Source organism: Mesorhizobium sp. CNPSo 4684, from assembly GCF_057784315.1.
On record NZ_JBWLUX010000054.1, the window covers coordinates 1 to 24,790 of the forward strand.

Annotated in this window: 22 protein-coding genes and 2 pseudogenes; 11 read left to right on the plus strand and 13 right to left on the minus strand. The window is 64.0% G+C overall.

Annotated elements, in window-relative coordinates:
* Positions 1-467: 467 nt before the first annotated feature.
* The 4 genes from AC04SG_RS31335 (at position 468) to lpdA (ending at position 5,613) form a co-directional block, all read left to right on the plus strand.
* Positions 468-1,700 (plus strand): thiamine pyrophosphate-dependent enzyme, encoded by a 1,233-nt coding sequence (locus AC04SG_RS31335; RefSeq protein ID WP_488554189.1) that lies wholly within the window; start codon positions 468-470, stop codon positions 1,698-1,700.
* Between the two features lie 2 nt (positions 1,701-1,702).
* Entirely contained in the window at positions 1,703-2,716 is a 1,014-nt protein-coding gene (locus AC04SG_RS31340) for an alpha-ketoacid dehydrogenase subunit beta (protein ID WP_488554190.1), read from the plus strand.
* A gap of 1 nt (position 2,717) precedes the next feature.
* Positions 2,718-4,025, plus strand: coding sequence for a dihydrolipoamide acetyltransferase family protein (locus AC04SG_RS31345; protein WP_488554191.1), 1,308 nt, complete (start codon positions 2,718-2,720; stop codon positions 4,023-4,025).
* A 199-nt stretch (positions 4,026-4,224) separates the two neighbouring features.
* A complete protein-coding gene (gene lpdA, locus AC04SG_RS31350; protein ID WP_488554192.1) occupies positions 4,225-5,613 on the plus strand; it encodes a dihydrolipoyl dehydrogenase in 1,389 nt (462 codons plus the stop codon).
* 167 nt (positions 5,614-5,780) lie between these two features.
* Here the strand turns inward: lpdA and AC04SG_RS31355 are convergent, their stop codons facing one another.
* Positions 5,781-6,884, minus strand: a complete 1,104-nt coding sequence (locus tag AC04SG_RS31355) for a saccharopine dehydrogenase family protein (RefSeq protein WP_488554193.1) — start codon at positions 6,882-6,884, stop codon at positions 5,781-5,783.
* A gap of 149 nt (positions 6,885-7,033) precedes the next feature.
* On the opposite strand from AC04SG_RS31355, the gene AC04SG_RS31360 reads away from it, so the two are divergent.
* Positions 7,034-7,462 carry an Lrp/AsnC family transcriptional regulator gene (locus tag AC04SG_RS31360; RefSeq protein ID WP_112560245.1) on the plus strand — a complete coding sequence of 143 codons (429 nt, stop codon included), beginning with the start codon at positions 7,034-7,036 and terminating at the stop codon, positions 7,460-7,462.
* Positions 7,463-7,628: 166 nt separating this feature from the next.
* On the opposite strand, the gene AC04SG_RS31365 is transcribed toward AC04SG_RS31360, so the two are convergent.
* The 5 genes and pseudogenes from AC04SG_RS31365 to AC04SG_RS31385 form a co-directional block, all read right to left on the minus strand.
* Positions 7,629-9,659 (minus strand): aldo/keto reductase, encoded by a 2,031-nt coding sequence (locus AC04SG_RS31365; protein WP_488554194.1) that lies wholly within the window; start codon positions 9,657-9,659, stop codon positions 7,629-7,631.
* Positions 9,660-9,689: 30 nt separating this feature from the next.
* Positions 9,690-10,769 carry an ABC transporter ATP-binding protein gene (locus AC04SG_RS31370; protein WP_112560205.1) on the minus strand — a complete coding sequence of 360 codons (1,080 nt, stop codon included), beginning with the start codon at positions 10,767-10,769 and terminating at the stop codon, positions 9,690-9,692.
* 13 nt (positions 10,770-10,782) lie between these two features.
* Positions 10,783-11,619, minus strand: a complete 837-nt coding sequence (locus tag AC04SG_RS31375; RefSeq protein WP_488554195.1) for a carbohydrate ABC transporter permease — start codon at positions 11,617-11,619, stop codon at positions 10,783-10,785.
* Entirely contained in the window at positions 11,616-12,476 is an 861-nt protein-coding gene (locus AC04SG_RS31380) for a carbohydrate ABC transporter permease (RefSeq protein ID WP_488554196.1), read from the minus strand. The genes AC04SG_RS31375 and AC04SG_RS31380 overlap by 4 nt, the downstream gene beginning before the upstream one ends.
* A gap of 304 nt (positions 12,477-12,780) precedes the next feature.
* Positions 12,781-14,049: pseudogene (locus AC04SG_RS31385) on the minus strand (ABC transporter substrate-binding protein).
* 106 nt (positions 14,050-14,155) lie between these two features.
* Between AC04SG_RS31385 and AC04SG_RS31390 the strand changes: the two are divergent.
* The gene (locus tag AC04SG_RS31390; RefSeq protein ID WP_488554197.1) at positions 14,156-15,037 is read left to right on the plus strand and encodes a helix-turn-helix domain-containing protein; all 882 of its coding nucleotides are present in this window, start codon (positions 14,156-14,158) and stop codon (positions 15,035-15,037) included.
* A gap of 114 nt (positions 15,038-15,151) precedes the next feature.
* On the opposite strand, the gene AC04SG_RS31395 is transcribed toward AC04SG_RS31390, so the two are convergent.
* Positions 15,152-15,460: a DUF1236 domain-containing protein gene (locus AC04SG_RS31395; RefSeq protein WP_488554198.1), complete on the minus strand. Its 309-nt coding sequence runs from the start codon at positions 15,458-15,460 to the stop codon at positions 15,152-15,154.
* A 617-nt stretch (positions 15,461-16,077) separates the two neighbouring features.
* A complete protein-coding gene (locus tag AC04SG_RS31400; protein ID WP_488554199.1) occupies positions 16,078-16,980 on the minus strand; it encodes a LysR family transcriptional regulator in 903 nt (300 codons plus the stop codon).
* A 174-nt stretch (positions 16,981-17,154) separates the two neighbouring features.
* Between AC04SG_RS31400 and AC04SG_RS31405 the strand changes: the two genes are divergently transcribed.
* Positions 17,155-17,325: a hypothetical protein gene (locus AC04SG_RS31405; protein ID WP_488554200.1), complete on the plus strand. Its 171-nt coding sequence runs from the start codon at positions 17,155-17,157 to the stop codon at positions 17,323-17,325.
* A gap of 36 nt (positions 17,326-17,361) precedes the next feature.
* Entirely contained in the window at positions 17,362-18,243 is an 882-nt protein-coding gene (locus tag AC04SG_RS31410; RefSeq protein ID WP_488554201.1) for an NmrA family NAD(P)-binding protein, read from the plus strand.
* A gap of 118 nt (positions 18,244-18,361) precedes the next feature.
* Here AC04SG_RS31410 and AC04SG_RS31415 read toward each other — a convergent pair whose 3' ends face one another.
* Genes AC04SG_RS31415 through AC04SG_RS31425 form a run of 3 tightly spaced genes read right to left on the minus strand, consistent with a single transcriptional unit; the run spans position 18,362 to position 20,864 of the window.
* A complete protein-coding gene (locus AC04SG_RS31415) occupies positions 18,362-19,744 on the minus strand; it encodes a HAMP domain-containing sensor histidine kinase (RefSeq protein WP_488554202.1) in 1,383 nt (460 codons plus the stop codon).
* Between the two features lie 4 nt (positions 19,745-19,748).
* Positions 19,749-20,129, minus strand: a complete 381-nt coding sequence (locus AC04SG_RS31420; protein ID WP_488554208.1) for a YkvA family protein — start codon at positions 20,127-20,129, stop codon at positions 19,749-19,751.
* A gap of 57 nt (positions 20,130-20,186) precedes the next feature.
* On the minus strand, positions 20,187-20,864 hold the full coding sequence (locus AC04SG_RS31425) for a winged helix-turn-helix domain-containing protein (RefSeq protein ID WP_488554203.1): 678 nt from the start codon (positions 20,862-20,864) through the stop codon (positions 20,187-20,189).
* Positions 20,865-21,014: 150 nt separating this feature from the next.
* Here AC04SG_RS31425 and AC04SG_RS31430 point away from each other — a divergent pair, with 150 nt between their 5' ends.
* On the plus strand, positions 21,015-21,647 hold the full coding sequence (locus AC04SG_RS31430; protein WP_488554204.1) for a methyltransferase family protein: 633 nt from the start codon (positions 21,015-21,017) through the stop codon (positions 21,645-21,647).
* On the opposite strand, the gene AC04SG_RS31435 is transcribed toward AC04SG_RS31430, so the two are convergent.
* Together AC04SG_RS31435 and AC04SG_RS31440 are read right to left on the minus strand one after the other, a co-directional pair.
* Entirely contained in the window at positions 21,641-21,856 is a 216-nt protein-coding gene (locus AC04SG_RS31435) for a hypothetical protein (RefSeq protein ID WP_488554205.1), read from the minus strand. The genes AC04SG_RS31430 and AC04SG_RS31435 overlap by 7 nt on opposite strands.
* Positions 21,853-22,602 (minus strand): COG4280 domain-containing protein, encoded by a 750-nt coding sequence (locus AC04SG_RS31440; RefSeq protein ID WP_488554206.1) that lies wholly within the window; start codon positions 22,600-22,602, stop codon positions 21,853-21,855. The genes AC04SG_RS31435 and AC04SG_RS31440 overlap by 4 nt, the downstream gene beginning before the upstream one ends.
* 214 nt (positions 22,603-22,816) lie before the next feature.
* On the opposite strand from AC04SG_RS31440, the pseudogene AC04SG_RS31445 reads away from it, so the two are divergent.
* Positions 22,817-23,485, plus strand: a pseudogene (locus AC04SG_RS31445) (ABC transporter permease); the annotation flags it as partial.
* 11 nt (positions 23,486-23,496) lie between these two features.
* The gene (locus AC04SG_RS31450) at positions 23,497-24,498 is read left to right on the plus strand and encodes a LacI family DNA-binding transcriptional regulator (RefSeq protein ID WP_488554207.1); all 1,002 of its coding nucleotides are present in this window, start codon (positions 23,497-23,499) and stop codon (positions 24,496-24,498) included.
* The last annotated feature ends 292 nt before the right edge of the window (positions 24,499-24,790 follow it).

A 24,790-nucleotide genomic window follows, 5' to 3' on the forward strand; every position in this document is an offset into this window, starting at 1 on the left:
CATCGTCTCCTCGCCGGTCAGCCACCCCACCACAAACCGAAGCCGCTCATCCATGATGCCAGTCTCTCGCCAAACCATCGCCGGTCCTCCCGGCGAGGGAGAAAACTGTCACCCATCTAATCGGTCCATTCTGTTACCCATCTATCCGGCTCGGACACGCCAGCCCTTCTCCCCGTCACTATACGGGGAGAAATGCCCGGCAGGGCAATGAGGGGCAGCGCTGACATTGGCAGAATTGTCTGCTGTTGCGCCGGACCCATCATGTCCTTCCGCCTAATTGCGCGCAGCCTGAAAACATCGACAAGAAATTTCGCCGCCATATCTGCATCTTGTTGCTGCGTGCCGCATCGGCCCCAGGCCGATGACCGGGAGGATGGGCGCGCGTTCTGGCCCTCACGAAATCGCACTGGTCTGGCGGCGCAGATGTGTTGATATACGTGACCAGGCAACATTGGAGGATGAAGGTTATGGCCGACGTTGGGATGTTGCGGTTTCACGTGCCGGAGCCGGAGGTGCGGCCGGGCGGGACGCCTGACTTTTCCAACGTGCCTATCCCGAAGGCCGGTTCGGCGCCGCGACCGGAGATCGATGTCGATCCGCGCACCATCCGCGACATGGCGTTTTCGATCATCCGCGTGCTGAACCGCGACGGCGAGGCGGTCGGGCCGTGGGCCGGGCTGCTCAGCGATGAGGAGCTGCTCGAAGGCCTGCGCAATATGATGACGCTGCGCAGCTTCGACGCCCGCATGCAGATGGCGCAGCGCCAGGGCAAGACCTCGTTCTACATGCAGCATCTCGGCGAAGAGGCGGTGAGCTGCGCCTTCCGCAAAGCGCTGGCGCCGGGCGACATGAATTTCCCGACCTATCGTCAAGCCGGCCTGCTCATCGCCGACGGCTATCCGATGGTCACGATGATGAACCAGATCTACTCCAACGAGGCCGATCCGCTGAAAGGCCGGCAATTGCCGATCATGTATTCGTCGAAGGAGCACGGCTTCTTCTCGATCTCCGGCAATCTGGCGACGCAGTACATCCAGGCGGTCGGCTGGGCGATGGCCTCGGCGATTTCCAACGATTCGAAAATCGCGGCGGCCTGGATCGGCGACGGCTCGACCGCCGAATCGGATTTCCACTCCGCACTGGTGTTCGCCTCGACCTACAAGGCGCCGGTCATCCTCAACGTCGTCAACAATCAGTGGGCGATCTCGACATTCCAAGGCATTGCCCGCGGCGGCTCCGGTACGTTTGCCGCGCGCGGCCTCGGCTTCGGCATTCCGTCGCTGCGCGTCGACGGCAATGACTATCTCGCCGTGCACGCCGTGGCCAAATGGGCGGCGGAGCGGGCGCGGCAGAACCTTGGGCCGACGCTGATCGAATATGTCACCTACCGCGCCGGCGCGCATTCGAGCTCGGACGATCCGTCGGCCTACCGGCCGAAGACCGAGTCCGACGCCTGGCCGCTCGGCGATCCGGTCGTGCGGCTGAAAAACCATCTCATCCACAAGGGCGTCTGGTCGGACGAGCGTCATGCGCAGGCCGAAGCGGAAATCCTGGAAACGGTGATCGCGGCGCAGAAGGAAGCCGAGAGCCACGGCACGCTGCATGCCGGCGGGAAGCCGTCGACCCGCGACATGTTCGAAGGGCTCTATGCCGAGATGCCGCCGCATCTGAGGCGGCAGCGCCAGCAGGCGGGGGTCTGACCATGCCAAGACGCACCATGATCGAGGCCATTCGTGATGCCATGGACGTGTCGATGGCGCGCGACGAACGCGTCATCGTCTATGGCGAGGATGTCGGGTTTTTCGGCGGTGTCTTCCGCTGCACGCAAGGCCTGCAGGCCAAATACGGCAAGAGCCGCTGCTTCGACGCGCCGATCAACGAATCCGGCATTGTCGGCTCGGCCATCGGCATGGCCGCCTACGGGCTGAAGCCCTGCGTGGAGATTCAGTTTGCCGACTACATGTACCCGGCCTACGACCAGCTGACGCAGGAAGCAGCCCGCCTGCGCTACCGCTCGAACGGCGATTTCACCTGCCCGATCGTGGTCCGGATGCCGACCGGTGGCGGCATTTTTGGTGGCCAGACGCATAGCCAGAGCCCGGAAGCGCTGTTCACCCATGTGTCGGGACTTAAGACGGTGGTGCCGTCCAACCCGCATGATGCCAAGGGGCTGCTGATCGCCGCGATCGAGGATCAAGACCCGGTGATCTTCCTCGAACCGAAGCGACTCTACAACGGCCCGTTCGACGGCCATCACGACCGGCCGGTGACGCCATGGTCGAAGCATGAGCTGGGCGAAGTCGCCGACGGCCATTACACGGTGCCGCTCGGCAAGGCGGCGATCCGCCGGCAGGGCTCGGCCGTCACGGTGCTAGCTTACGGCACCATGGTCTATGTCGCACAGGCCGCCGCTGAGGAGACCGGCATTGACGCTGAGATCATCGATCTGCGGACGCTGCTGCCGCTCGACCTCGACACCATCGTCGCCTCGGTAAAGAAGACCGGGCGCTGCGTCGTCGTGCACGAGGCGACGCTGACCTGCGGCTTCGGCGCCGAGCTTTCGACGCTGGTGCAGGAGAACTGTTTCTATCACCTCGAGGCGCCGGTGGCGCGCGTCACCGGCTGGGACACGCCCTATCCGCATGCACAGGAATGGGAGTATTTCCCGGGCCCCGCCCGTGTCGGACGCGCGCTCATTGAAACCATGGGAGCTTAAGATGGGCGAACACATCATCAAGCTGCCCGATGTCGGTGAAGGCGTCGCCGAGGCCGAACTTGTGGAATGGCACGTCAAGGTCGGCGATCTCGTGCGCGAGGATTCCGTGCTTGCCGCCGTGATGACCGACAAGGCGACGGTGGAAATCCCCTCGCCGGTCGATGGCGAGATCCTGTGGCTGGGTGCCGAGATCGGCGACACGGTAGCGATCGGCTCGCCGATCGTGCGGCTGAAAGTGGCGGGTGAGGGCAATGTGAAGCCGGATGCGGCCGGGCAGACGGCGAAGGCCGAAGAGCCGGCGAAGCCGGCCGAGGCCAAGCCCGAAGCTCCGCCTGCGGCCAAACCCAAGGTGTCAGAGCCGGTAGCCAAAGCTGCGCCTGTTGCGGTCGCGCCCAAAATCCCGGAGCGGGTTTCCGGCGCGCGGCGCCCGGAGGGCGAAAAGCCCTTGGCATCGCCAGCCATTCGGCTGCGGGCCAAAGAGGCAGGCATCGATCTGCGCCAGGTATCGGGAACCGGCCCGGCCGGCCGCATCAGCCATGAAGACATCGAGGCTTTTCTGGCGCGCGGGCCGCAGCTGGCGAAAGCATCGGGCCTCGCCCGCAATGACAGCGTCGAGGACATCAAGGTCATCGGGCTCCGACGCAAGATCGCCGAGAAAATGTCGCTGGCGAAGTCACGCATTCCGCACATCACCTATGTCGAGGAGATCGACGTCACCGCGCTCGAGGAACTGCGCGCCGCGCTCAACAAGGAAAAGCGCAAGGGTGTCGAAAGGCCGAAGCTGACGCTGCTGCCGTTCCTGATGCGGGCGATGGTCAAGGCGATCGCCGACCAGCCCAACATCAACGCGCTGTTCGACGACGAGGCCGGCATCATCCATCAGCATGGCGGCGTCCACATCGGCATCGCCGCACAGACGCCGTCGGGCCTGGTGGTGCCGGTGGTCAAGCATGCCGAGGCGCGCGACCTCTGGGATTGCGCAGCCGAACTCAACCGGCTTGCCGAGGCGGCGAAGTCGGGCACGGCGAGCCGCGACGAACTGTCGGGCTCGACCATCACCATCACCTCGCTCGGCGCCATGGGCGGCGTGGCGACGACGCCGGTGATCAACCACCCGGAAGTGGCGATCGTCGGCGTCAACAAGATGATGGTGCGGCCGGTCTGGGACGGAACCCAGTTCATCCCGCGCAAGATGATGAACCTGTCGTCGAGCTTCGACCATCGGGTGGTCGACGGCTGGGACGCGGCGGTGTTCATCCAGCGGATCAAGGCGCTGCTGGAAACGCCGGCGCTGATATTTGTGGATTGAGGGTGATGAGAACGGTCGCAAAGGCCCCCTCACCCGGATTGCCAACCGAATTGCAAAGGCAATTCGGGGCAATCCGACCTCTCCCCGAGGGGAGAGGAGGGAGCCGACGCTGGCGTCCGCCTCTTCTCCCCAGCGGGGAGAAGGTGGCCTCGGAGCGGCCGGATGAGGGGGCCTTCGCCACCAGAAAGAGCGTGCCATCATGAAAGAAATCTCCTGCAAGCTGCTTGTCATCGGCGCCGGGCCTGGTGGCTATGTCTGCGCCATTCGCGCCGGCCAGCTCGGCATCGATACGGTGATCGTCGAAGCCGGCAAACCGGGCGGCACATGCCTCAATGTCGGCTGCATTCCGTCCAAGGCTCTGATCCATGCGGCGGAAGAGTTCGAGGCGGTGTCGCATATGGCCGGCGGCACCAGCCCGCTCGGTATTTCGGTCAGTGCCCCAGCGCTCGATCTCGGCAAGACCGTCGCCTGGAAAGACGGCATTGTGAGCCGGCTGACCAGTGGCGTCGCCGGGCTGCTGAAGAAGGCCAAGGTGAAAACCGTTTATGGCTGGGCGACGTTCCGCGACGGCAAGACCGTCGCGGTCGAGACGGAAACCGGCACCCAGATCATCCGCGCCGAGACCGTGGTGATCGCCACCGGTTCGGCGTCGGTCGAGCTGCCGTTCCTGCCGTTCGGCGGGCCGGTGATTTCATCGACGGAAGCGCTCGCTCTCAGCGAAGTGCCGAAGAAGCTCGCGGTTGTCGGCGGCGGCTATATCGGGCTGGAGCTCGGCATGGCCTTCGCCAAGATGGGGGCGGAAGTGACCGTGGTCGAGGCTCTGCCGCGCGTGCTGGCGCAGTATGATGCCGAACTGACCCGTCCCGTGGCGAAGCGGCTGACCCAGCTCGGCGTTGAGGTCATGACCGGCGCCAAGGCGAAGGGGATCAAGGGCGACGCGTTGCGGGTCGAGACCTCGGATGGCAAGAGCGTCAAAATCGCCGCGGACAAGATCCTGGTCACTGTCGGCCGTAAGCCGGTGACCGAAGGCTGGGGCCTCGACCAGATCGACCTCGACATGGCCGGCAAGTTCATCAAGATCGACGACCAGTGCCGCACCTCGATGCGCGGCATCTATGCCATTGGCGACGTCACCGGCGAGCCGATGCTGGCGCACCGGGCGATGGCGCAAGGCGAAATGGTGGCCGAGATCGTCGCCGGCCACAAGCGCAGCTGGGACAAGCGCTCGATTCCTGCCGTCTGCTTCACCGATCCGGAACTGGTCACGGCGGGGCTGACGCCGGAAGAGGCGAAGGCGCTGGGCGAAGTCAAGATCGGCCAGTTCCCCTACGCCGCCAATGGCCGGGCGATGACCAAGCTCGGCGAGGACGGGTTCGTGCGCGTCGTGGCGCGTGCGGACAATCATCTGGTGCTGGGCATCCAGGCGGTCGGGCAAGGCGTGTCGGAACTGGCGGCGGCGTTCGGCCTTGCGCTGGAAATGGGGGCGCGGCTGGAGGATATCGCTGGCACGATCCATGCGCATCCGACGCAGGGTGAGGGATTCCAGGAAGCAGCGCTGAAGGCGCTGGGGCACGCGCTGCATATTTGAGGGGGCGTGATCTCCCTCCTCGAGGGGGAGATGGCCGGCAGGCCAGAGGGGGTCGGTTCGACTGGATGCGACCTCCCTTGCGGCTGATGAAGTTACCGCTTCACGCGCAACGACCCCCTCTGTCGCCTTCGGCGACATCTCCCCCTCAAGGGGGGAGATTAGGCTCCTCAGCTCGCCAGCCGGCTCACCATCTCGTGCTGGGCATATGCGCGGCCGAAGCGGTTGGCCAGGAATGCGTCCAGCGCGATGTCTTCCTGCTTGACGAAACCGGTCGCCGGCAGGCTGCCGTCGGCCAGCATGTCGAGCACGGCGCAGATGCCGGAGGCGGTGGTGATCTGGATGGCGCTGCGCACCTGGTCGCCGACGCGTTGCGAATAGATCTTGTTGGCGTAGGTTTCCTGCAGCAGGCGGCCGTTGCGGCGACCCGAGACGGTGACGAAGACGATGACCACGTCCTGCAGCGTTGCCGGCAAAGCGCTCTCGAAAATGTCCTTCAGCACATCGCGGCGGTGGCGCAGGCCAAGGTCGTTGAGCAGCGCCTTCATGATCGCGGCATGGCCAGGATAGCGAATGGTGCGGTAGTTCAGCGTGCGCACCTTGCCCTTCAGCGTCTCGGCCAAAGTGCCGAGCCCGCCCGAGGTGTTGAAGGCCTCGTAGGTGACGCCGTCGAGCGAGAATTCCTCGCGCTCTTCGAGCGGCGGCACTTCGATCAACTCGCCTTCGACGATCGCCTCGCAAGGCTCGCAATATTCATTGATGACGCCGTCGGTGCTCCAGGTCAGATTGTAGTTCAGCGCGTTGGACGGGTATTGCGGCAGTGCGCCGACGCGCATGCGCACGCTTTCCAGCGTATCGAAGCGGCTGGCGAGATCATTGGCGACGATCGAGATAAAGCCCGGCGCCAGGCCGCATTGCGGGATGAAGGCGCTCTTGCCCGACTTGGCCAGTTCCTTGACGCGGCGGGTCGAGACGACATCCTCGGTCAAATCGAGATAGTGGACGCCGGTTGCGGCGGCCGCCTCGGCGATGCGGGTGGTGAGATGGAAAGGCGCGGCGCTCAGCACGGCGAAGGCGCCGGCAAGGGCTGCTTCCAATGCGCCGAGAGCGGTGATGTCGAGCTCCAGCCCCTCGACACCGGCTGGGAGTTCGGCCGCGGCAAGCTGTGTGGCCGCGCGGTCGACAACGGTGACGTGGTAGTCGCCGGTGTCGGCGAGCATGCCTGCAATGGTGGAGCCGATCTTGCCGGCGCCGACGACGATGATTTTCTTCATGATTCGATCCCTCACAAAAGCCTTTGGCCCGAACCGCTGCGCGGTGGGCGACATGACATTGAGAATCGCAGCTTGCCTGGCGAAAGGAAGCGTGGAATTGTTCGAAACGAACCCTCTCTTTGGACGATAAGACGACAGGGATCGTCGAAATGCTCAGCGACGCCGAACAAAAGCTGCTTTCCCTGCTGCGCGCCAATGCACGCGCGTCGACCGCCGAACTGGCGCGCCAGCTCGGCGTGTCGCGCACCACCGTGCAAAGCCGGATCGAGCGGCTGGAACAGCGCGGCATCATCACCGGCTATGGGGTGCGGCTGGCGCCCGACTATGAGCAGGGGCTCGTCCGGGCGCATGTGCTGCTCACCGTGACGCCGAAGCTCGCCGACAAGGTGGTGCGGGCGCTGCAGGCGTTGCCGCCGGTGAGGACATTGCATTCGGTGAGCGGCAATTTCGACATGATCGTCATCGTCGACGCACCGTCGATCCGGGATCTCGACGCGCTGCTGGACGAGATCGGGGCGATGGACGGGGTCGAGCGGACATCGTCGTCGATTATCTTGTCGACGCGGATTGATCGGTGAGGAGCTGATCTCCCCCCTTGAGGGGGAGATGGCCGGCAGGCCAGAGAGGGGTCGGTTCGGCTGGATGCGACCTTCTTGCGACCGATGAAGGTTAGCGCTCCACGCGAGGCGACCCCCTCTGTCGCCTTCGGCGACATCTCCCCCTCGAGGGTGGAGATTAGCAGCGCTATGCCCTCCGCCTTTCCGGCCCATTGTCCAGCCACGCCACATCCTCCGCCGACAGCTTGATGTCCAGCGCCTTCAAACTGTCCTCCAGCTCGTCCAGCGTGCGCGGGCCGATCAATGGCACCGACGGGAAGGGCTGCGCCAGCACATAAGCCAGCGCGACATGGATCGGGCTTTTGCCCAGCCGTTGCGCCAGCTCGATCGCGCGGTCGCGGCGGCCAAAATTTTTCTCGGAATACCAGACCCGCACCAGCTCCTCATTGTCCTGTTTGTCGCGGCCGGCGCGGTCGGTGAAGAAGCCGCGGCCCTGGCTCGACCAGGCGAAGTTCGGCATCTGCCGCTTCGTCAACCATGCCTTCCAGTCGTCGGTGGATGAGGTGATGCAGCCGGCCCAGATCGGCTCCAGCATTTCGGCCAGCGAGAAATTGTTGGAAAGGGCGCCAGGCTTCTGTTTGCCGGTCCTGTCGGCATAAGCGATCGCCTCGTCTATGCGCGCCATCGTCCAGTTGGAGCCGCCGAACGGACCGCGGATGCGGCCGGCTTTCGCCTCGGCGTCCATCGCATCGACGAACTCGCCGACCGGCACATCGGGATTGTCGCGGTGCATGAAATAGATGTCGACATGGTCGGTCTGCAGCCGGTCGAGCGACTGGGCGAGCTGTTTGCCGATGACATCGGGATAGCAGAGCGGCGAATGCGCGCCCTTGGCGATGATCACCGACTGTTCGCGCACGTCACGGTTTTTCAGCCACTGGCCGAGCAGCGTCTCGGTGTAGCCGGCGCCGTAGACATAGCCGGTGTCGAACAGATTGCCGCCGACCTCGAAGAAGGCGTCGAGCAGGATCGAGCCGGAGGAGAAGGTGCGGAAATCCTCGAAGCCGAGCGCCACCACGGAGGCCGGTTTCGACAGGCCTGGAATCGTGCGCTTGCCGATAGCGGTGCCGTCGGTGCGCAGCGAGCGGCCGGAGATGGTGCTGATACGCTTAGCCGGCTTTTCGATCTCGTATTCGAGGCCGACCGCACTGCGCCATCTGTCGAGCACACGGAGCGTGCCGAGGCTGTCGGCCCAGGACATGCCCGGCCAGGCGAATTCCTGGCTCCCGGCCAGGATCGCCTCACCGGCGGCGTCGACCTCGAAGGAGTAGAGATGGCGGGTCTCGTTGACGCTGATGGTTTCTCGTTTGCCATTCGAGCCGATCACGTCGATCTTGCCCAGGCCGACATCGCGGTTGCCGCCGGCGAACCAGAAATCCGGCACCTCGATGCGGCCCTTGGTGCCGAGGATTGAGAGCATATTCTCCTGGTTGAGTGAGATGCTGCAGGACACCTGGGCGACGATCCCACCCGGGAAATGCAGCAGTGCCGAAGCCCATTCGTCGACACCGGACTGGCCGAGATGCGCGGTGCCGACGACCTTGTCCGGCTCGGCGAAGGGTTTTCCGGTCGCCGCGCCGGCGATCAGCCGCACCATCGAGACGGGATAGCCGCCAACGTCGAGAATGCCGCCGCCGGCAAGATCATTGGCGTAAAGCCGGTGCTCAGGCATGAAGCCCGGCATGGCGAAGCCGAAGCTCGACTTGATCATCCTGACTTCACCGATGACGCCGGACTTGATCAGCTCGACCAGCTTCAGCGTCTGCGGGTGCAGCCGGTACATGAAGGCCTCGCCGAGGAAGGTGCCGGCCTTGCGCGCGGCATGGATAATGGCGTCGGCCTCGAAGGCAGTCAGCGCCAGCGGCTTTTCGCACAGGACGTGCTTGCCGGCCTCGGCCGCCTTGATCGCCCATTCGGCGTGGCCGGGATGCGGTATGGCGATATAGACGGCGTCGATATCGGGGTCGTCGAGCAGCGCCTGATAGCCGTCGAGGATGCGGGCGCCGGGAAATGTCTGGGCTAAGCCCTCCTTGCCGGGGTTGCGGGCGCCGAGCGCTGCCAGCGTGCCGGTGCGCGATCCGGCCACGCCGCCGGCAAAGGCTTTGGCGATGTCGCCCGGCCCGAGGATTCCCCAACGGATGGGCGCGGTTGAAGTCATGGTCATTCTCCTTGGAAAGGCTTGAAGGGCTCAGCGCAGACGCTGGCCGTTTTCATCGAACAGATAGGATTTGCGGATGGACACGGTGATCTCTGATGTCTCGGGGACCTTCGCCGCGTCGCGCTGGATCACCAGGTCCTCGCCATGGGCGGTCCTGGCATAGATGAAGCTGGTGCCGCCGAGATGCTCGACCACGTCGATACCGACGGTGAGGTCGGCATCGCCTTCGCCGGCATTGCCGAAATGTTCGGGCCGCACGCCGACGATGACCTTGGCTCCGGTTTCCGGCACGGCTCCGGCCAGCGGCTGCATGATACGGGCCTTTTCCTCACCCACCAGCTCGACGGTGACGCTTCTCGTGTTGCGGCCGACGACGCGACCCTTGATGAAATTCATCTTCGGCGAACCGACAAAGCCGGCGACAAACTGGTTGTCGGGATTGTCGTAGAGATCGAGCGGCCGGCCGATCTGCTCGACATGGCCGCCGCGCAGCACCACGATCCGGTCGGCCAGCGTCATCGCTTCGGTCTGGTCGTGGGTGACGTAGATCATCGTCGTGCCAAGCTCCTTGTGCAGGCGCGAGATCTCGACCCGCATCTGGACCCTGAGCTCGGCGTCGAGATTGCTCAGCGGCTCGTCGAATAGGAACACTTGCGGTTCGCGCACAATGGCGCGGCCGATGGCGACACGCTGGCGCTGGCCGCCGGAGAGTTGCTTGGGCCGCCGCGCCATCAGCTCGCTGATGCGCAGGATCTCGGAGGCCCGTTTCACCCGCCGATCGGTGTCCTCCTTCGGGTTGCCGGTCATTCTGAGGCCAAAGCTCAGATTCTGCCCCACCGTCATGTGCGGGTAGAGCGCGTAGGACTGGAACACCATGGCGATGCCGCGGTCGGCCGGCTCGACATCGTTCATCACCTTGCCGCCAATGGCGATCTCGCCGCCGCTGATGTCCTCCAGCCCGGCGATCATCCTGAGCAAGGTCGACTTGCCGCAGCCGGACGGGCCGACAAAGACGACGAACTCGCCGTCGGCGATATCGATGTTGGCGCCATGGATGATCTCATAGACGCCGAAGCGCTTGATGACGTTGGTGAGGGTGACTGCCGCCATGTCGCTGTTGTCCCTATTTCACGGCGCCGGCGGCAATGCCGGCGATGAAGTGGCGCTGCAGCAGCACGAAGACGACGAGCATCGGCACGGTCAGCATGACGGCGCCGACCATCAGGCCGCCCCAGGAGACCTTGGTCAGGCCGATCAGCGTGCCGAGCGCCACCGGTGCTGTCATCGCGCCGGGCTGGCTGTTGATCAGCAGCGGCCAGAGGTAATTGTTCCAAGAGGCGAGGAACAGAATGATGGCCAGTGCCGCCAGCATCGGCCGCGCCAAAGGCAGTGCGACGAACAGGAAGATGCGCCATTCCTTGACGCCTTCCACACGGGCGGCGTCGAACAGATCGTGCGGCATCATCGAGAAGGCCTGGCGCATGAACAGAACGCCGAGCGAATTGAACAAAGGCGGCACGATCAGCGCCACCCAGGTGTTGGCGAGCTGGAAGTCGCGCGCCACCATGATGAATTGCGGGATCAGCACCACCGCGTAGGGCAGCGTGATGGTGCCGAGGATGATGGCGACGACGAAACCTTTGCCGACGAAATGGTAGCGCGCCAGCGCCCAGCCCGCCATCGAGGTCAGCAGCACCGACAGCACGGTGTAGGTCACCGCCACCGAGACCGAAATGCCGATGGCGCCGACAAAGTCGGTATCGCGCTGCAGATTGTGGAAGTTTGCGAGGAAATTGTCGTGCGGCAAGAGCTCGATGCCGGGGCTGAAGATGCCGTTGTCGGGCATGGTCGAGAAGACAATCATCATCCACAGCGGAAAAAGCCAGACCAGCGCCAGCGGCGTCAGGACGAGATGCAGCAGGACGCTGCGGCCGAGCCGGCGTTGCGAGAGCGAGCTCATTTAGGTTCCCTCGTCAGCCACAGCTGCACCAGCGTGATGGCGATGGCCAAACCGGCCATGGTGTAGGCGACGGCCGAGGCATAGCCGAAATTGAGCGAGCGGAACCCCTGGCGGTAGAGCAAAAGGCCGAGCGTCTCGGTGCCGCCGCCAGGGCCGCCGCGCTCGGTGATCAGGAACGGCTCGGTGAACAGCTGCATGGTGCCGATGATCGACAGCACGGCGCAAAAGACGATGACCGGCTTGAGCAGCGGCAGCGTGATGTAGAAGAATTGTTTGACCTTGCTGACGCGGTCGAGCGTCGCTGCCTCATAGACATCGTCGGGGATCGATTGCAGGCCGGCGAGCAGGATGATGGCGTTGTAGCCTGCCCAGCGCCAGGTCACCGCGATCATGATCAGCGCCATGGCCGGCGTCACATTGGAGAACCAGTCGATCTTGGCCAGGCCGACGCTGGCGAGCAGCTTGTTGATGATGCCGAAATCCAGATTGAACATCAGCCGGAACACTGCGGAGTAGGCGACCTCGCCGACCACGACCGGAGCGAAGAAGGCAAAGCGGTAGAGCCCGCGGACTTTCAACAGCGGCGAGTTCAGCAGCACCGCCATGACGATGGCCAGCGAGATCATCACCGGCACCTGGATGACGAGGATGAGCAGTGTGTTCTTCAGCGCGTTGAAGAAAGCGGGGTCGCCGATCAGCCGGCCCCAGTTGAAGGTCGGCGCAAAACGCCACGGCACGGTGCGCGTCGCCTGGAACGAGATCATGAACGAGGAGATGATCGGCCACACCCAGAAGATGGCGAAGATCAGCAGGTAGGGTGTGAGGAAGCGATACGCCGTGGCGTTCTGGTAGCGCATGGTCTCCTCCTCCTTCCGCTTTCCCGGTTGATATCCGGCTTGTTGTTAGCCGGCGTTCAATTACTAAGGCTTGGCGCCGCCCCTCATCCCCCTGCCGGGACCTTCTCCCCGTATAGTGACGGGGAGAAGGGGCTGGCCGCAGCCTTGGTGCTCTTCCTGCAACGCTAGCGATTGGCGAAATGTTCGGCGAGAGCGTCCCTCTCCCCGTCACTATACGGGAGAGGATGCCGGCAGGCAGGTGAGGGGCAGCGCCAACAGTCCGGCAAGTTGCCCTATATCTGACCCGCCAACATCTCCGCCTTCGTCACTTGATCGGCAACCCCGTTGCTGCCGCGATCTGATTGGCGGCGTCGTCAAGCGCCGCCTTGGCATCGGGATAACCACCGCCGAGGTATTTGGTCTGCACGGCGCGCATGATGATCTCGGCGTCGCTCTGGAACGGCGTGCCGCGGCTCGGCACCACTTTGGGTAGGGTGGCCAAAATATCCTTCCACACCGCCTGGCCGCCCCAATAGGGCAGGCCTTCAGAGACATAGGGGTCGTCGAGCGCCGAGATCAACGACGGCACCAGGCCGAACTCCTTCAGCATGGTGATCTGGCCCTCATTCGTCTCCAGCGTGTATTTCAGATAGGCGTAGGCCGCTTCCTTGTTCTTCGAGGCCGAGGTGATGGCGAGCGACGAGCCGCCGAGATTGGCGGCGCGCGGGCCGTCGGCGGTCAGGCTCGGCATCGGGTAGACGCCCCATTTGCCATTTTCGCCGGCCGATTCGGTGCGGATGGTGCCCTCATACCAGCCGCCATAGATCTGGGTGGCGACGGTGCCGGCGGTGTTGTTGGTGATCTTGGTGCCCCAGTCGGCCGACGACATGATGCCGGCGTCTTTCATGTCCTTGATCTTGGTCAGCGTATCGACGCATTTCGGCTGGTTGACGGTGATCGACTGCCCGTCCTCGGCGAAATAACCGCAGCCCTGCTAGTTGGAGATCATGCGGAAGAATTCGGTGTCGCCGTTGAAATCGGCATTGGTCATGGTGACGCCGGGATTGGCGGCCTGGATCTTCTTGCCCGCCGCAATGAAATCGTCCCACGTCTTGATCGAGGCCGGATCGACGCCGGCCTTCTCGTAGAAATCACGACGGTAGAAGGCGGCGACCGGGCCGGAATCCCACGGCATGGCATAGGCCTTGTCGCCCACCTCCAGTTCGGTGCGCTTGAAATCGGGGAATTTCTTCTGGTCGTCTGCGCTATAGCCCAGCGTGTGCAAATCGACGAAGCAGTCGGGGAACTGGCTCCAGTAGTTCTCGGCCTCGCCATTTTCGATCGAGACGATATCCGGCAGGCCGACGCCGCCGGCGGCACAGCCGGCGATCGACTTGTCATAGGTCGGCTGGTTGCCGAGGTCCTGAACGGTGACCTTGACGTCCGGATATTGCTTGTTGAAGCCGGCGATCGTCGACTTCAGCGACGAAGCGGCGATGTTCCAGCTCCAGATCGTGATTTCGCCAGACTGCGCGAGGGCCGGGCCTGAGCCCAGGCCAAGCGCCAGCGCGGCACAGATCAGTGTCGTGCGCATTGAAATCCTCCCATTTCATTTGCTCTCTCTTCGCGAGCATGGCTAAACTAAGCAGCGCGGAAGGCTTGTCCCCGACAACGGGAATAAAGAATGGGCGGAAAGTAAGATGCCGGAACGGCCGTTTTACCAGCCTGGCGCCAGCAGCGTCGAAGGCCTGCCTATGGCCTTGCAGATGTTCCACAATCACCCGCTGGTGATGCTCAAGCCGCATTGGCATGCCCAGGTCGAGGTCAATTTCATCGTCCGTGGCAGTGTGCATTACCGCATGGCCGAGCACGAGATTTCACTGTCGGCCGGCGATATGTGTCTGTTCTGGGGCGGGCTGCCGCACCAGATGGACGATCTCTCCGACGACGCTATCTATGCCGGCGCGCATCTGCCGCTGGTGCATTTCTTCCGGCTGCATCTGCCGACGGACATCCGCCACCGGCTGATGACGGGCGCAACGTTGGTGACATCGGCCACCGACCCGGCGGACCATCACAATTTCGAGCGTTGGAACCGCTATTTCCGCTCGGGCGATCCGGCCATAACCGAACACGCGGTGAATGAGCTGCTGCTGCGGCTGGAGCGGGTGCGGTTCGAGCCCTACCGGCTGGTTCCGGAAACCGCCAGCCAGGAAACCGGCGGCCCGTTCGACCAGCAATCGCTGCGCAATGTCGGGCGCATGTGCGACTTCATCGCCGAGAATTTCCTCTACGACATAGACTGCGTCGACATAGCGGCGGCGGCCGACATCCATCCGAAATACGCCATGAGCATCTTCAAGAAGTCGACCGGCATGACGCTCAACGAATATATGAACCTCTTGCGGCTGAGCTACGCGCAGGCGCTTTTGATGCATGAAGATGCCAATGTGCTGCGCGTCGCCATGGATTCAGGCTTCGGCTCGCTCAGCGCCTTCAACAAATCGTTCCGCAAGCTGGCCGGCATGTCGCCCTCGGATTTTCGCCGCGAGCGTACGACCGCCGGATATACCGTGATTTAGTCGGGTCCCTGCCTAGCGGCTGCGACCGCGGACTATTCAACGCGAAAAACCCGCTCCCAAAGAACAACTCTAGGAGCGGGCCGTCAGCGACCGGAGGACATCCAGCCGAAGCTGCTACTCGATGATCTGAACGATCTTGCGCGTATCCGGGTCAACGAGGACTGCATGGTCTCCGACGACCGTATACTTGTACTTGACGTCGGGGACGTCGATTGCGTGAAGCTCGACCGTATCTGGCAGTGCCGTGCCGACATTGAGTTCCACGCCGAGCAGGCTGACCGATGCGAGCTTCTGCTTGTGGATGTATTCGCGAACCATCGTCTGCTGTTCAGGCTTAAGGACGACGACAGTGTCCGCTACGGCTGCGCCAAGTCCGGCGACCAGTGCAAGACCTGCGGCGATAGTGACAAGGTACCTTTTCATGGCAAAAACCTTTCGATGTTAAGGGCCGATTTCAACACTACATGTTCTCTGCCCAAAGCATCCAACTCTTCCAGGTATCTATTGTTCCGTAAGCTTGCTAATTATTGGCTCTGCGCTTCAGTGACTAACTGCCGGGTTAGCATGCCCGCCCGATGGTTCGTCGAGCATCCCTCACAAACGATCGTGCCGCTGGCCAGTCACGTAAGCCAGAAACCGGCGAAAAGAACCGTCAACATAAGGGAGACGGGCACAGCAAGAAGCCACCGAGCTTCCATAACGCTGGTGTCTCGATCAACCATTTGCCTTTCGCTCTGTTAGCCGACTTCACTGCAGAGAACGGTGCCCCTGTGCGATCGTTCCGCCTGTGGGACTACGGTCCCAGGGGACGTCCGACCGAAGTCCTAACGTCAAAGGCAGACGGCCGGATGCGGCAACCAAAGCTTGTCGGCATATTGGAGATGCGCGGCCGAGCGTCAGTGCCTTCGCCGGCGCGAACCCAGGGTGCCCGCTGCTCCCCGCGGCGGCGGGCACCTGTATGTCGGCGCGAACTGTTCGTTGCACCGATGACGACCGTCAGGCCGGGATGACCATCCTCGGGCGCCACGGCAGGTCGGCGATCACGCCAGAACAGCAATCTCCTGGATGAAGTCCAGAAGCGCGCGGACCTTGGCCGGCGGCAGGTGGCGCGAGGGATGATAGGCATAAAGCGGAAAGCGTTCTTCCGACCATTCCGGCAGGATCTGAACAAGCTCGCCTCGCGACAGGAAGGGCGCCAGGCCGATCGCGAGGCTCTGGAAGATGCCTTGACCGGCCAGGCAGGCGGCCATCGCCGCCGAAGGGTCATCCATGACTAGGCGGCTGGAGACCTTGACTTCGCTGACCTCTGCGCCGCGCTGGAACTCCCAGGCAAACGGCAGGCCGGTCTGCGGATCCCGGAAGCGGATCGTTTCGTGGTGAACGAGGTCATACGGCGATCGCGGTTCGCCATGCTTTTCGAGATAGGCCGGCGCGGCAACCGTCAGGACACGGGTCTCCAGCAGCTTGCGCACGATCAGGGATGACGCATCGGGCGGGCCGAAGCGCACCGCCACATCCATGCCAGCCATCATCTCCTCACGGTAGTTGCTGGTGGAGAAATCGACCGAGAGCAAGGGGTAGCGGGCCAGGAACTGCTGCAGCTTCGGCGCCAGCACCATGCGCGCGAACCACGGGTCCACCGAAACGCGCAGCCGGCCGCGCACGACCGCCGCGGCGCCCGCGGCCTCGGCGGCCGCCTCATCCAGGCCGGCAAGAAGCGGCATCACCTGCGTGTGGAAGCGGCGTCCTTCCTCGGTGAGGCTGACCCCGCGTGGATTGCGGTCGAACAGCCGCACGCCAACCCGCGCCTCCAAACGCGCGACGGCCCGGCTGACCGCGGACGGTGTCAGGCCGAGCATCTCCGCGGCGCGGGCGAAATTCCCGGCCTCGGTCACCGCTGCCAGGACGCCGACGCCGGTTAGCAGCCGCGTGTCGAAAGTCATTCGATCCCCCTTCCGCCCGGCAGTTGCCCGACCGGCCCTCACGAGAAGTGAATTTGAGTCACTATAACACTGACTTTAATGCACGTGAATCATGCCTGGGTGCGGCCTACAACGGCGGCGTCACCGCGAGCGGTCGAGCAAGCCGTGTTTGCCTCGATCCGGAAGGAGCCAGCCATGAACTACCTCACACGCAGAAGGGCCGGTCTGCTCAATTGCTACTTTTGGCTCGACCCGGTGAGCCAAGTCGCCGGCGCGCTCTTCACCCAGGTCCTGCCCTTCCACGACGAGCGTGTCGTCGCGCTCTACGGCGAATTCGAGCGCGGCCTCTATGCCGGGCTCGCCTGAGCCAAAGCGAAAACATCACGTTTCTGGAGACCCACCATGTATGCAATCACCGGCATCACCGGCAAGGTCGGCGGCGCGCTGGCGCGCAGCCTTCTGGCAGAGGGACAGCCCGTCCGCGCCGTTCTGCGCGACGCGGCCAAGGCGAATGAGTGGCGAGACCTGGGCTGCGACATCGCCCTCGCCGAGATGGAGGACGCGGCAAGCCTGATGTCAGCCTTCACCGGTGCCGCGGGCGTCTTCATCCTGCCGCCCTCTGAGTTCGACCCGAAGCCCGGCTTTCCCGAGGCCAGGCGTGTCATCGTGGCCGTGACGGCGGCCCTGGCCAAGGCCCGCTCCGGCAAGGTCGTCTGCCTGTCGACCATCGGCGCGGATGCGCCGCACGAAAACCTGCTGACCCAGCGCACGCTGATGGAACAGTCGCTGGAAGAGATCGGCCTTCCGGTCACCTTCCTGAGATCCGCTTGGTTCCTGGAGAATGCGCTCTGGGACATTCCCTCGGCGCGCGACGAAGGCGTGCTGCGCAGCTTCCTGCAGCCGGCCGACAGGCCGTTGCCGATGGTTGCGACGCAAGATGTCGGGCGGTTGGCGGCCGCGCTGCTCCAGGAGGAGTGGAGCGGGACGCGGGTCGTCGAGCTGGAGGGGCCCGCGCGCGTGTCGCCAAACGACATCGCCCGCGCCGTTACCACTGCACTGGAGCGCACGGTCCGGGTCGAGACGGTGCCCCGCGAGAGCTGGGAGCACATTTTGCGCACCCAGGGAATGCGGAATCCATTGCCCCGGATGCGCATGCTCGACGGCTTCAACGAGGGATGGATCGAGTTCAGCGAGCACGGTCGATCGGCGGTCAAAGGGGTGACGACGCTCGATGGCGTCATCGCCGAGATCATCATGGCGAGCAGGGGCAAAGCAGCCGCCTGACACGGTCAGGGCTCGCCACTTCCGGAGCAGTGTGGCGGCACCATCCGCGAAAGGACACCGTCATGGACTCCATCATCACAGGGCGCCGGAGTGGGACGCCCTGGTGTGACGTGAGGATCTAGACAGTCGACGAGGCCTTTGCTGCCGGGAAACCGACAATCACCCCCAGGCCGGGATGGCGGTCCTCGAGTGAGATCGATGCCCCATGCAGGTCGGCGATGGCCCGCACCAGGCTGAGCCCTAGCCCGCTGCCGGGCGTGGTGCGACTGGTGTCCAGCCGGTAGAGCCGCTGGAACACTTTTTCGCGCTCTTCGGCAGGTATGCCAGGGCCATTGTCCGCGACCTCAGCCACGATGCGGTCGGCCCGCTGCGTCACGGATAGCCGGATGGTCGTGCCCTTCGGGCAATGCCGCAGCGCGTTTTCCACCAGATTGGCGAACAGTTGCGTCAGCAGGTCGCGATCGCCATGAACCAGGCATGGCGCGCCAGGGACAATCCGGGCCGACAGCGACTTGCCGTCATCCTCGGCGACGTCGGCATAGATCTCGCCGATGCTCTCGACGACGCCGTTGAGGTCGAGATCGACAAAGCGCGCCTTGCGCGCGCCGGCCTCGATCTGCGCGATGCGCAACAGCGCATCGAAGGTCTCGTTGATCTGCAGGCTCTCTTCGCGCGCCTCCGCCAGCTCATCGGCAACGGCCTCGCCCCGCGTCGTCTTGTCGGTGGCGGCCTCGAGAATCATTTGCAACCGGTTCAGCGGCGTCTTCAGGTCGTGCGCGATGTCGGCGCTGACCTGGCGCATGCCGTCGACAAGCGATGCCAGCCGTTCCAGCGCGGTGTTCACCTGCGAGGAGACGCCGTCAATGTCGTCGCCATTGCCAAGCAGCGGAATGCGGGCATCGAGCCGGCCGTTGGAGACATCGTCCATGGTGGCGGCAATGCCGTCGAGGCGACGTTGCACCCGCGACGCCAGCAAGGCGCCACCGGCCACCCCAAGGCCCGAGATGATCAAGGTTGCCCAGCCGAAGCTCATCAGCACGATCCTCTCCAGCTCCTCGGTTTCGGAGAGCGAGAAGGCAACGGTCAGGCTGTTTGGCCCGACCGAACCGGACCAGGCGCGGTACAGGGTGCCGGGCGCCACGCCCGGCAGCGAAGCGGCAAAATCCGAAAAGCCGTCGGGAAGGTCGGCCGCGGTGAAATTCCCGGCCAGGCGATTGCCATTGCCGTCGGTCAGCGAAAACAGCTGCTCCTTTTCGGGGCTGAGGGCGGCATGGCTGTCGACCGCCAGGACCAGATCCTCCTGGTCGCTTTGCGAATAGGTGACGGCGGCGACGGAATAGGTCTCCTTGATCCCCTCGTCCAACCGCTCGGCAAGATCGGCGCTCATCAGCTGGTAGACGATGGCGCCGGACAGAATGAAGGCGAGCACGAACAGCAAGGCAAAGGTGAGCGCCAGCCGGAACGGCGTGCTGCGCAGCAGGCTGGCGCTTGTTTCCTTCATCGCTTCAGGCGGACTTCGGCCAGAACAGCCATAGCAACGCCAGCGCCGCCAATATCCAGACAGCAATCATGAAGACCAGTCCGGCCTTGCCAACCGGCCTGGCGCGGCGCGTGGCCGCATCACGGAATTCCTGCATGAGACCGGCTGGCACCAGCTTGACCGCAAGCATGATGCCGAGCGGGACGATCAGCAGATCATCCAGATAGCCGATGACCGGGATAAAATCAGGAATGAGGTCGATGGGGCTCAGAGCATAGGCCGCAACCGCTCCGGCAGCGGCCTTTGCGTACCAAGGCACACGAGGATCGCGGGCGGCAAGCCACAATGCCACCGTGTCGCGCGTGATGCCGCGCGCCCATCGCTTTGCAGAGTCCAGCATCGACATATCGCTCATATACGTACAGCCAGTTGGACGTGCGAGATGCGATCGAGCATGGCCCATTCAACTCGGCGCGTGCAGGCTGTAGCCGGTGTTGCGGACGGTGTGGATGAGCGGCACCTCGAACGGCCGGTCGATCTTGGCGCGCAGCCGGCTGATATGGGTTTCGACGACGCTGGTCTTGGGGTCGAAATGGAAATCCCAGACCCGTTCCAGAAGCATGGTGCGGGTGATGACGCGGCCCTCGCCGCGCATCAGCGCTTCGAGCAGGCTGAATTCGCGCGGCTGCAGGTCGATGGCCTGGCCCTGCCTGGTGACACGGCGCTGGATCAGGTCCATTTCGAGGTCGGCGATGCGCAGCGTGGTTTTCTGCTCCTGCACCGCCGGGCGGCGGCCGAGTGCGTTGATGCGGGCAAGCAGTTCGGAAAAGGCGAAAGGCTTGACCAGATAATCGTCGCCGCCTGCCTCGAGCCCCTCGACGCGGTCATCGACACCGCCGACCGAGGTCAGAAAGATCGCCGGCGTGCGCACGCCAGCCGCGCGCACCGCCTTGATCATCGACAGGCCGTCGAGGCCAGGCAACATGCGGTCGGCAACGATCACGTCATAGGCATTGCGGGTCGCCACAAACAGCCCGTCGCGGCCATCGCGCAGCAGATCGCAGATATGGCCTGCCTCACTCAGGCCCTTGACGACATAGTCGGCCGTGCGTGGGTCGTCCTCGACGAGAAGAAGGCGCATTGTTGCTCCAATCGCTGGCCATTGGAGCCCGCTCTAATGCCCTGTTTTGGCGCAATTCCGGCCGAAAAGCGGCTTCATGCTTTTTCCTGGAATCATCGGTCGGCGCCTCGCCATCGCCTCGATGGGCCCTGCCGGAGAGCAGGAACTATGATGAGCGAAGCTCCCCCCAAGCCGGCGGCGAAGGCGTTCGACCAGCACAAGCGCCTCATCGTTGTACAAGTCGCCGCAGTCCTCGCCATTGCGCCGCTGGTGTTCACAAAACCCTTTCTCGTCGAAGGCTCGGACGGGCATGAATACATAGAAGCGCTCGGCATCGGCTTCGTGCTGGTCTGCATTCTCGGCCGGCTGTGGAGCATTCTTTATGTCGGCGGCAGGAAGAACGACGAGCTGGCCACCATCGGTCCGTTCTCGATGAGCCGGAACCCGCTCTATTTCTTTTCCACGGTCGGCGCCGCGGGCGTCGGGTTGATGTATGGCTCGGTGCTGGTGGCGGCTGCGCTCGCTCTGGTGAGCTACCTTGTGTTCCGGGTGACGGCGCGCAAGGAGGCCGAGTTCCTGTTTGGAAAGTTCGGCCCCGCCTACAGCGCCTATGCCGAACGCACGCCGCCGTTCTGGCCGAATCCGCTGCTGTTTCACGACCAGGCCGAACGCCGGTTCTCGACCAAGGCGTTGCGGCGGACATTCGTCGACGGGCTCTATTTCCTGGCGCTGTTTCCGGCCATCGAGACGGTCGAGCAGTTGCGGATCAGCGGCGTGCTGCCGGTGTTTTTCACCCTTTACTGACCGGAACGCCGCGCCGCGCGGCGCACGCTGTAGAGCAGGATGGCGAGGCAGCCCGCCAGAAGCAGGACGCCGCCGGCAAGCGGCGGCAGCGCCAGCAGCTTCACCGCCGCGGTGATCGCCACGATCAGCACCAGCGCCAGCGTCGCCAGGCTGCCGTCGTCGATGAACATGCCGACGAGTTCCCTAAGGATGAGGCGCAGGACTTTCATCGGGCAGCTCCTTGTGTAGCCTTGGGGTCGCGCAACCAGCGCACGATGGCGAAGGACGCGACGGCGATGATGGCGAAGATGGCCAGCAGCGCCAGATCGGCGCCCGGCCAGTCGGCGCCAAGCCCTTCGCCGGTCCAGAAAATGCCGAAGCTGGTCAACATCAGGCCGACGGCGAATTTGAGCGCATTTTCCGGCACCCGCGCCAGCGGCCGGTGCACCGCCAGGCCGATGATCGTCACCAGGATAAACGCCGCCAGTGCGCCAAGGCTGGCATAGAAGGTCTGCGCGTGCGCAGCACCCACGGCAATGACGATGAACACCACCTCGACACCTTCGAGCAGCACCGCCTTGAAAGCCGCGAGCCCGGCCAGGTAATCGGCGCGGCGGTCATTGGCCTGTTGCTGCAAGGCGGCGGTTTCCTTGGAAAAGGCGGCGTCCTCGTCATGCAGGGCAATGACGCCGACGCCGCGCAGGATGGCCTTTCTCAACCAGCGCATGCCAAACAGGATCAGGAGCACGCCGACGACGAACTGCAGCACGCTAATGGGAACCAGCGCCAGCAACGGTCCGAAGGCCAGCACCAAAGCCGCCAGCAGCGTCAGCGCAAGGGCGGCGCCCGTCAGCGCTGGCCGCCAGCTGCGGGTGACACCGACCGCCAGCACGATGGTGAAGGCCTCGACCACTTCGACGAAGGAGGCGAGGAACGAGGCGGCCACAGTGGAAAGTATGGGCGTCAGACCCTGCATGAAGGCTTCCTGTCTGCTCGGGAATCACTGGACCGGGAATCACCAGGTAATGAGAACGATATAGCGCTGCGGCGGCAGCGAGAATGCGATCGATGCGTCGGCCGGTGGCGTTTTGGCCCATCGAGACGGACGCGTTGCGGCCCGAGCCACCGCAAGGTGCGCCAGCGACGGCGCTGGAAGTTGCCGCCGCCGATATTGACACCTGGCAAAGCCAAGCACTAACCTGGGTGCAGTCTGCGGCTTCCTCAATGGCTGGATCTCGACGCGCTGGAAGATCCCGTCCTTCATCGTCACGCTCGGCATGCTCAACATGGCGGCGGGCGCGGCCCGCGTGGTCAGCGACAATTCGACCATCACCGGCCTGCCGCAGAGTTTCGTCGATTTCGGCAACCTCATCATCGGCGGCTTCCTGCCGTCGATCTTCCTGATCGCGGTGCTGGTGATCGCGGCCGGCTGGTTCGTGCTGCGCTTCACCGTGTTCGGCCGCATGATCTTCGCCGTCGGCACCAATGACGAGGCGGTGCGGCTCTCCGGCCACAATCCGGATTTCTACAAGATCGCCGCCTTCACCATCAGCGGCCTGACCGCCGGCATCGCGGCGATGGTCTATCTGTTGCGCCTCAACATCGGCAGCCCGATCGCCGGCGTCGGCTACGAGCTCAACGCGATTGCCGCCGTCATCATCGGCGGCACCAGCCTCAGCGGCGGCAAGGGCTCGATCATCGGCACGCTGGTCGGCGCCTGCATCCTGCAGGTGCTGTCGACCGGGCTGCAGCTGCTTGGCGTCGGCGATAATTTCAAGCCGATCGTGATAGGCCTTGTCATTGTGCTTACCGTCATCCTAGACGCCTACAGGGAGCGGCTTCTAAGGGTGATCCGCTAGAGGAATAATCGATGACGACGATTGCCGATGTCGCGCGCCATGCCGGAGTATCGGTCGCAACCGTCTCGCATGTGATGAACCGCACCCGCCATGTCGAGCCGGAGACGGCCGCGCGCGTGCATTCGGCCATCGCCGCTCTGCGCTACAGGCCCAACACGCTCGCCCGCAGCCTGAGGCGCGGCGAGACCAAGACCATCGGCCTGCTGCTGCCGGACAATTCCAACCCGTTCTTCGCCAGCGTGGCGCGCCAGATCGAGGATGCCGGCTTCCTTGCCGGCTATACGGTGATCCTGTGCAACTCCGACGGCAGCGCCGAGAAGGAGGAGCGTTATCTCCAGGTGCTGATGGCCAAGCAGATCGACGGGCTGATCTTCGCCGGCTCGTCCGACCATGCGCGGGTGTTCTCCAACCTCCTGCCCGGCGTGCCGGCGGTGCTGCTCGACCGCGAGATCCATTCGGTCAATGTCGATACCGTGCTGGTCGATCACGATCATGGCGGCTATCTCGCCGGCCACTATCTGGTCGGGCTCGGCCACGAGAAGATCGGCGTCATCGGCGGCCCGCGCGATTCCAGCTCCAGCCCGGCCCGTCTGCGCGGCTTCGCCAGGGCGCTGCAGGAAGCCGGCCTCGACCTGCCGGCGAATGCCATAGTCGATTCCGACTACCACTTCGCTGGCGGCCGCACGGCGATGGAGCGGCTGATGGCGCAGGCACCCGGCATCACGGCGCTTTTTGCCTGCAACGATCTGATGGCCATGGGTGCGCTGACGGTGCTGCGGGCGCGGGGTCTGCGGGTTCCCGACGACATGTCGATGATCGGCTTCGACGACATTCCCTATGCCGTCACCACCTGGCCGCCGCTGACAACGATCGCACAGCCGGTCGAGAAGATCGGCACAAGGGCCGTGAGCCTGCTGCTCGCGCGTGTTGCCGAGCCGGCGGCGCATTCGCGCCGCGAAGTGCTCACACCGGTGCTCGTCGAACGGGAGAGCTGCGCGCCGCTTCGGCAGTAGAGCCAGCGTTCTAGACGTCTGCGCTGCCCCTCACCTGCCTGCCGGCATCCTCTCCCGTATAGTGACGGGGAGAGGGGCGCTCTCATCGATGGTTTCGCCAATCGGCGGCGTTGCAAGACATAGTGCCGAAGGTAAGGTCAGCCTGTCCAGCCGATAGATGGGTAACAGTTTGAACCGGATACATAGGTAACAGTTTTCGCCTTATGTTGAGTTCGCCGCAGCGCCAAGCGGTTTGGTTGGCGCGGCGCTTCGGCGAACCAGTTTCCCGTGCTTGTGGTCGATAAACCCGAGC